The sequence below is a fragment of the Dapis brunnea BLCC-M229 genome, from assembly GCF_050015995.1.
Lineage (GTDB): Bacteria > Cyanobacteriota > Cyanobacteriia > Cyanobacteriales > Microcoleaceae > Trichodesmium.
In genome coordinates this window covers 1-6,157 of sequence record NZ_JBNHEP010000031.1, presented here as the reverse complement: position 1 = coordinate 6,157, position 6,157 = coordinate 1, and the positions used below count along the sequence as shown (strand labels likewise).

Annotated in this window: 7 protein-coding genes and 1 pseudogene; 4 read left to right on the top strand and 4 right to left on the bottom strand. The window is 36.8% G+C overall.

What is annotated here, in order from left to right; translation table 11 throughout:
* Window positions 1-453 precede the first annotated feature (453 nt).
* The 3 genes from ACP6PM_RS03045 to ACP6PM_RS03035 form a co-directional block, all read right to left on the bottom strand.
* Complete coding sequence (locus tag ACP6PM_RS03045; RefSeq protein WP_426581736.1) at window positions 454-1,029, bottom strand: hypothetical protein; 576 nt, start codon at window positions 1,027-1,029, stop codon at window positions 454-456.
* A 215-nt stretch (window positions 1,030-1,244) separates the two neighbouring features.
* Complete coding sequence (locus ACP6PM_RS03040) at window positions 1,245-2,432, bottom strand: TRC40/GET3/ArsA family transport-energizing ATPase (RefSeq protein ID WP_426581735.1); 1,188 nt, start codon at window positions 2,430-2,432, stop codon at window positions 1,245-1,247.
* 151 nt (window positions 2,433-2,583) lie between these two features.
* Window positions 2,584-2,979, bottom strand: a complete 396-nt coding sequence (locus tag ACP6PM_RS03035) for a DUF2358 domain-containing protein (RefSeq protein ID WP_426581733.1) — start codon at window positions 2,977-2,979, stop codon at window positions 2,584-2,586.
* 213 nt (window positions 2,980-3,192) lie between these two features.
* Between ACP6PM_RS03035 and ACP6PM_RS03030 the strand changes: the two genes are divergently transcribed.
* From ACP6PM_RS03030 to ACP6PM_RS03020, 3 genes are all read left to right on the top strand, one after another.
* Window positions 3,193-3,393 (top strand): hypothetical protein, encoded by a 201-nt coding sequence (locus ACP6PM_RS03030; RefSeq protein WP_426581731.1) that lies wholly within the window; start codon window positions 3,193-3,195, stop codon window positions 3,391-3,393.
* Window positions 3,394-3,523: 130 nt separating this feature from the next.
* On the top strand, window positions 3,524-3,661 hold the full coding sequence (locus ACP6PM_RS03025; RefSeq protein ID WP_426581729.1) for a hypothetical protein: 138 nt from the start codon (window positions 3,524-3,526) through the stop codon (window positions 3,659-3,661).
* A gap of 146 nt (window positions 3,662-3,807) precedes the next feature.
* Window positions 3,808-4,179, top strand: coding sequence for a hypothetical protein (locus tag ACP6PM_RS03020; RefSeq protein WP_426581728.1), 372 nt, complete (start codon window positions 3,808-3,810; stop codon window positions 4,177-4,179).
* 694 nt (window positions 4,180-4,873) lie between these two features.
* Here ACP6PM_RS03020 and ACP6PM_RS03015 read toward each other — a convergent pair.
* A complete protein-coding gene (locus ACP6PM_RS03015) occupies window positions 4,874-5,440 on the bottom strand; it encodes a type III secretion system chaperone family protein (protein ID WP_426581726.1) in 567 nt (188 codons plus the stop codon).
* Between the two features lie 401 nt (window positions 5,441-5,841).
* Between ACP6PM_RS03015 and ACP6PM_RS03010 the strand changes: the two are divergent.
* Window positions 5,842-6,157, top strand: a pseudogene (locus ACP6PM_RS03010) (hypothetical protein); the annotation flags it as partial.

Here is a 6,157-nt window from a genome sequence, read left to right as displayed (position 1 = left end):
TACCATTTTTTATACTACTTTTAATATTACAACTTGACGTGCGGAATATGGGTTTTAACTTCTAATGAATTGAATATTCTCAACTTAATTCTTTGCCGAGAGGAGAAAGTCTGAACTCAAAAATCCAGGCAAAATCTTCGGAGTTTTCTTTCACTCTCAATTATTAAAGTTGTCGTGGGTGTTTATTTAGGGCTTGCTGATTAAATCCAAAAACATTGGCATATAAAGAGTTTAGCCTTTGCATGTGCGAAAAAAGTGCCTGTTTTTTGCTACCAATAGCTAAAAATGTGAGAATTTTGACAAGACTTGGGGGAAAAATTTGAGTGACAATTATTACTCCTACCTACTCTATAATTCCCATTTCTCCTGTCTCCTGTCTCCTGTCTCCTGACTCCTACCCAAACCAATAAGACTTTTTCAGCAAACCCTATTTAGTTGTTGATGATAAATAGCTTAGGATTTCGATTTTCTCGAACGCTTGTGATGAGAAGACTTTTGAATTTTTTCTTTCCTCTTTCTTTTAAACTTTTGCCTCTGCTCAGTAACTTCCGGAGGCGGACCGTAATCTCCTCTTGAAAAATAAATTCGTTCTACTTGATGTTGTGATTCAACCTCAATCCACAGACGGGCACCTCCTGCCTGACTTCTATTGGGTTGATGAGGTTGATAAATAATTTGGCAGGGTCCCTTAATTTTTAGACCGTGGCAATAATCTTTTTTATCTCCCACTTTAACTGCAACTGCTGGATAAGAAGTTCCATTATCTCGGTTATAGTCAATAGTCTTTCGGAGAACATGAACAAAGGTATTTCCTTTACGTTCAGCCTTATTCCAGGTTCCTTGAGGACCGCGACGACCGGGTATGATTTCTGGGACTCCTCGATTATTGAGAGGTATTAGCCATAACCTTCCTTCTTTTCGGGAGCCTACAACTCGCCCCTGTTTCAGTAATAGTCGTAATCTTGCGGTTGAGATATTGAGTAAAAATGCTGCTTCTGTTGTATATACTTCTGTGTCGATCATCCCCATAATTACTATTTCGTAATAGTTTAAGCCTATATCTACAAAATACAAGTTAAAGTGAATAATCTATTTTAAGTCATAGATGGAAAAGAATAGAAGTATAAAAAATAATTTTTGAGCAAACTGACTTATGAAAAATGGGTGAGGGAGGTTTGAGAATACATTTTATCTCTCAACCTAAAAAATAAAAATCAAAACCTGCCCGCACCAAAATAACTACCCTAAACTTTTACTGCTTCAGCAAACCTAATTTTCAAATAATCATCCTCCATTTTTGCCCCCGCAGGTTGCAACGCTGCTAAAGCTTGAGGCAAAACTAAATTCCGACGATGATTACCAATTCTAATATTCAACTCATCGCCAGTTTTATTCAATTGAATCTTCTCTTTAGGAATTCCAGGCAAATATAATTCCAAATTATAATTACCCTTCTCTTGCACTACCTTAACAGTATTTTCCTTATAGTAAACCTGACTAGGATCTTCATCTCCATACAAAGTTTCTTTCAACCTTTCCAAAGCAGCCAAACCACACATTTCCTCAGAATAAAGAGGTACCTCCTTCACAGGCAAAGGTCTAAAATTATCGTGAATTTCTTGCCGATATTGCTGTTGATTTTCCTTCCACTTTTTAAAGAAAGGGTCAGTCACAGAATCAGGAATAATCCGATTAGCTACTACTAAATCTGTAGAAACATTGTACAAACTTAAATAAGCATGAGCGCGTAAAGACTCCTTAATTACCATCTTTTCAGGATTAGTAACTAACCGCACAGAAGTCTTAGTATTATCAGTTAAAACCTTTTCCAAAGCCTCAATTTGTTCATAAAATTCATAAGGAGCATCCATAACTTCCTTATCAGGCAAAGAAAAACCAGTAATAGGTTTAAAAATAGGTTCAAAAAGAGGTCTTAAAGCTACCGACATTCCCTGCAAAGGCTTATAAAACTTCCTCATATACCAACCCCCCACTTCTGGCAAACTCAAAAGTCGCAAAGCAGTACCAGTCGGAGCAGAATCTATAATTAAAACATCATATTCCCCCTCATCATAGTGGCGCTTCATCCGCACCAGACCAAAAATTTCATCCATTCCCGGCAAAATAGCCAACTCTTCAGCTTGCACGCCATCCAAACCCCGCGCCTGCAAAACTTGAGTAATATAACGTTTTACAGCTCCCCAGTTTCCCTCCAGTTCCATCAAAGCATCCAACTCAGCACCCCAAAGATTTTCCCTAACCTTCCGAGGTTCGTGACTCATTTCCATATCAAAGCTATCTGCTAAGGAGTGAGCTGGATCGGTGCTGAGAACCAAAGTTTTATGGCCTAATTCAGAACAACGTAGTCCAGTCGAGGCAGCCACTGATGTTTTGCCAACGCCACCTTTTCCCGTCATTAATATTACCCGCATCAATATTTAACCTTTTCTGAAAAATTTTTACATATTTTAACTTTAGCGGGTTTTTGACTTTTTCAGCATCTAGGAGATTTCTAAGATCAAAATTGTGCTTTTTTGTCAATATGTCTATATTTATTGTTATTGTGAACAATTAAGCTAAGAATTATTTACCTACTTCAGTCTTCAGTTGAAAAAGCTGCTTCAAAACATCTAGTCGAGAAATATCCCAATAGTCAATATGACTGTTAATCAGTCCATCTGTATTTAGTTTTAATTCACTCCATCCTGGTATTGCCATTCGAGGCTTCCAAGGCACAGGAGCTGTCCAACTAAGTGTCCAACGGGTTTTAATTAAATCTCCTGAGCGACTAATATCGTGTAATTCCAGTTGAACATCGTTAAACCAACTTTTCATAAAGCCGATCATTTTTTGATAATGCTCTATACCTCGAAATTTATTTAGTGGGTCTTCAAAATAAACATTTTCTGCATAAATACTATAGGTTTGGTCAACAGGAAATTTTTGATAATCTTGTTTAAGTATTAAAATAATATCCATTTTGTTTCTTGCTTCTTTTTTTCTTCATTTTTCAATCTTTAATTCAAAATTAGAGACTTTTTCTCAAATTTTTACTTCTTATTTTTGACTAGAAAATAAGGTCTATAGAAACATAACTCTCCCTGATGAATAATAACATAACATAGACTGCAAAAATTTCGGACTGATACCTACAATTTACTAGGGTTTGCTAAGGATTCCACTTATGATTTAATGGATGCAGTTTTAACTACTAGAACAGCCAATTTATTGGCTGATTTTTCTCTTTCACCTTTATTTCAAAGACAATGGCCTTCTACCTATGAATCCTTACAAGATTGTCGTCCAAACCGTTCTAAATTAATGGAATTATACCTTAAAGAAATTCCTGTAACTGATGGCTCATATGTGACTCTAGTGGTCTGTCAAGTTTGAATTGATAGGTATTTCAAAATTGAAAAGCTTATCAATCAAAACTTTTAAGAATTCATCACCCATCAAAATAAGTTTGACAGACCACTAGCTATAGATCATACAGCCTACCCGCTTATTAGATTCTCCTACTTTGAAAGACCGAGGTTATCATCATTCACCCAAGAACTTTCAAAAAGTAACTGAGGGGCATAGCTATAGCACCATAGCTTGGATTCTAGAAGAACAAGGAAGTTGGGCATTACCATTAAGACATGAAACTTGGCAGTAGTTTTGAAACACCAATTAGTCAAGCTACTTGGCAATTAAAACAAGTAAGAAAAAGTACAAAATTTCCCATCTCAACTTTACGCTTATAGTGAATATGGTAATAGTCCTTGGGTTAATCAAATAGTAGATATTGAAGTAGATTGTTTGATGAGAATTCGCTCAAATTGCTGTTTATATAGTGAGCCTGGAGAATATGGTGGTCGAGGACGACCAAGAAAACATGGGGATAAATTCAAACTTCAGGAGCAATCTACTTGGTGGAATTCAACAGAAACAGTGGAATTAGATGAGGATAAACTAGGTAAAATCAAAGTCATAAAATGGTCTCAGTTACATTTTCGCTCATCAGCATCAGTTCCTATGACCCTGATTTTAGTTGAGAGGCTTAAAAATAATAAAAAAGGGATACTTCAAAAACCTTTATGGTTAGTTTTTATTGATAAATATAAACTCGATTTACTCCCTCTAGAATTACTCTGGAAAAAATATTTACGACGCTTCGCTGTTGACCATTGGTAAAGATTTATCAAGCAAATATTACACTGGACATTACCTGCACTCAGTACACCTCATCAATGTGAAAGATGGAGTGATTTAATGCCATTACTAACTTGGCAACTATGGCTAGCTAAAGATATAGTTGAAGAACATCATCTTCCTTGACAGAAGCCTCAGAAAAACTTAAGCCCTGGAAGGGTGGCACAATCAATGTTCAGACTTTTAGTCGAGATTGGAACCCCTGCTAAAACTCCCAAACCCCGTGGAAAATCAACTGGTTGGAAAACAGGTATTGTAAGAAGTAAAAGAACCCGTTATCCTGTAGTAAAAAAACGAAAAAGTTCCCCCAAAAAAGCCAAAAAGTAGAAAACTTAGACTTAATTTTAGGTTAATTTACCTTCTTGTTTAACCCAAAACAATCTTGGGAAATTTTGTCGTAGTCTAAACTCCAGATGGAACCTTTTTGATAATTAGCAAGTAGCATGTTAATTATTCTTACAGCAGTTTCCAAAGCTATGAGGTACATATATTGACGGTTTTAGGGAGTAGGGGAGTAGGGGAACAAGCAAAAAATACCCCATCAAAAGTCCTGTTATTGTACCTCATAACAACGGGAAGGGCTGTATGTTTAAGGATGTTGCATGCAACGTCCCTACTACTCGCCTACTTCCCGGCTTAAGATATAGGTTGAAAAGTTTTTGAGAAATAGTATAACTCATGGTTCCACTTCAGACCATAAACGCTCTAACTGATAATGCCAAGCTGCCAAAGTTTTTTCCCGGTATTCTGAATTCATATCTATTTCTCCCATTAAACCTTCTACATAAAAACGTTCTAAAGTTTGTATAGTTGCTTCTAAAGTTTGTCCTTGGAGTTTTGCTGCTTTAATTACTTGGCAAATCCGATTTTCTATTACTTCATTAAAATAACCAGATATACCTTGTTCTTTCAAATAAAGTAATCTTTGAATAGCTGCACTAAAATCTGCCACTGTTAATGTAGAAAAATTATACTGAAACACTCCCCAAAGAACATTTTCATATATGGCATAACGAGTTTCTAAAGTCACATCAAAGTTAGCTTCAAGTAATTTCTCAAGAAATGGTTGAGAATCTTCTTTAGGAGCAATAGGTATTAATATTCTCAGCCAACGTTCGTCTTCTGAGATGAGAATTAAAAGTCGAAAGTTATCTGTTTCTATTTGCCATGAAGTAGGTGATGGAGTTTCAACAGATTCTCCGAATATATTTTGTAGTGTTTGAGTAATTTCTAATAAATTCATCAGTATATAAATTAAGTCAGGAGCTGCTAAACGATTATTTAATTTTTTAGCTAAAAGACTGTACTGGTGAGAGTAAAAATTGACATATTCAACTAATCCAATGATAAACCCCCGGTTAAAGTCCGGGGGTTCTTTAGCTAATAGGAATGAGCGATAATGCTCCGCATCGCGATCGCTACTTGTTCTAGTCCTGAATAAATCAACTACTAAATTTTTAGCTCATCCATTCTAGGACAGCTTCTTCTTTAGTATTGGTGCGACGCTCTGGAGTTTCACGAGTGAACTTCATGTGAATAGAGCGGTTTTGTTCACCATCAACTGCTACTGCCATGATTGGGTAATCAATCAAACCATCAGGGAAAGCCATCTGGAAGCGGAATGTACCATCAGGGTTAAGTTTAATGGGTCGTCCACCGATGGTAACAGTAGCATCAGGTTCAGTTGCACCGTGGATAATAAGTTCGGCATCAGCAACTAACCAAAACTTGCGGGGACGAACTGGTGGCATGGAGGCAGCAACACCAGACATGTTCATGCCTACTCCCGACATACTCATACCAATACCGGAAGCAGTTAAACCTACTCCCGACATACTCATGCCTACACCTGACATTCCCATGCCTACCCCAGAAGCAGTTAAACCTACACCTGACATACTCATGCCTACACCTGACATTCCCATGCCAATACCGGAAGTAGTTAAACCTACACCTGACA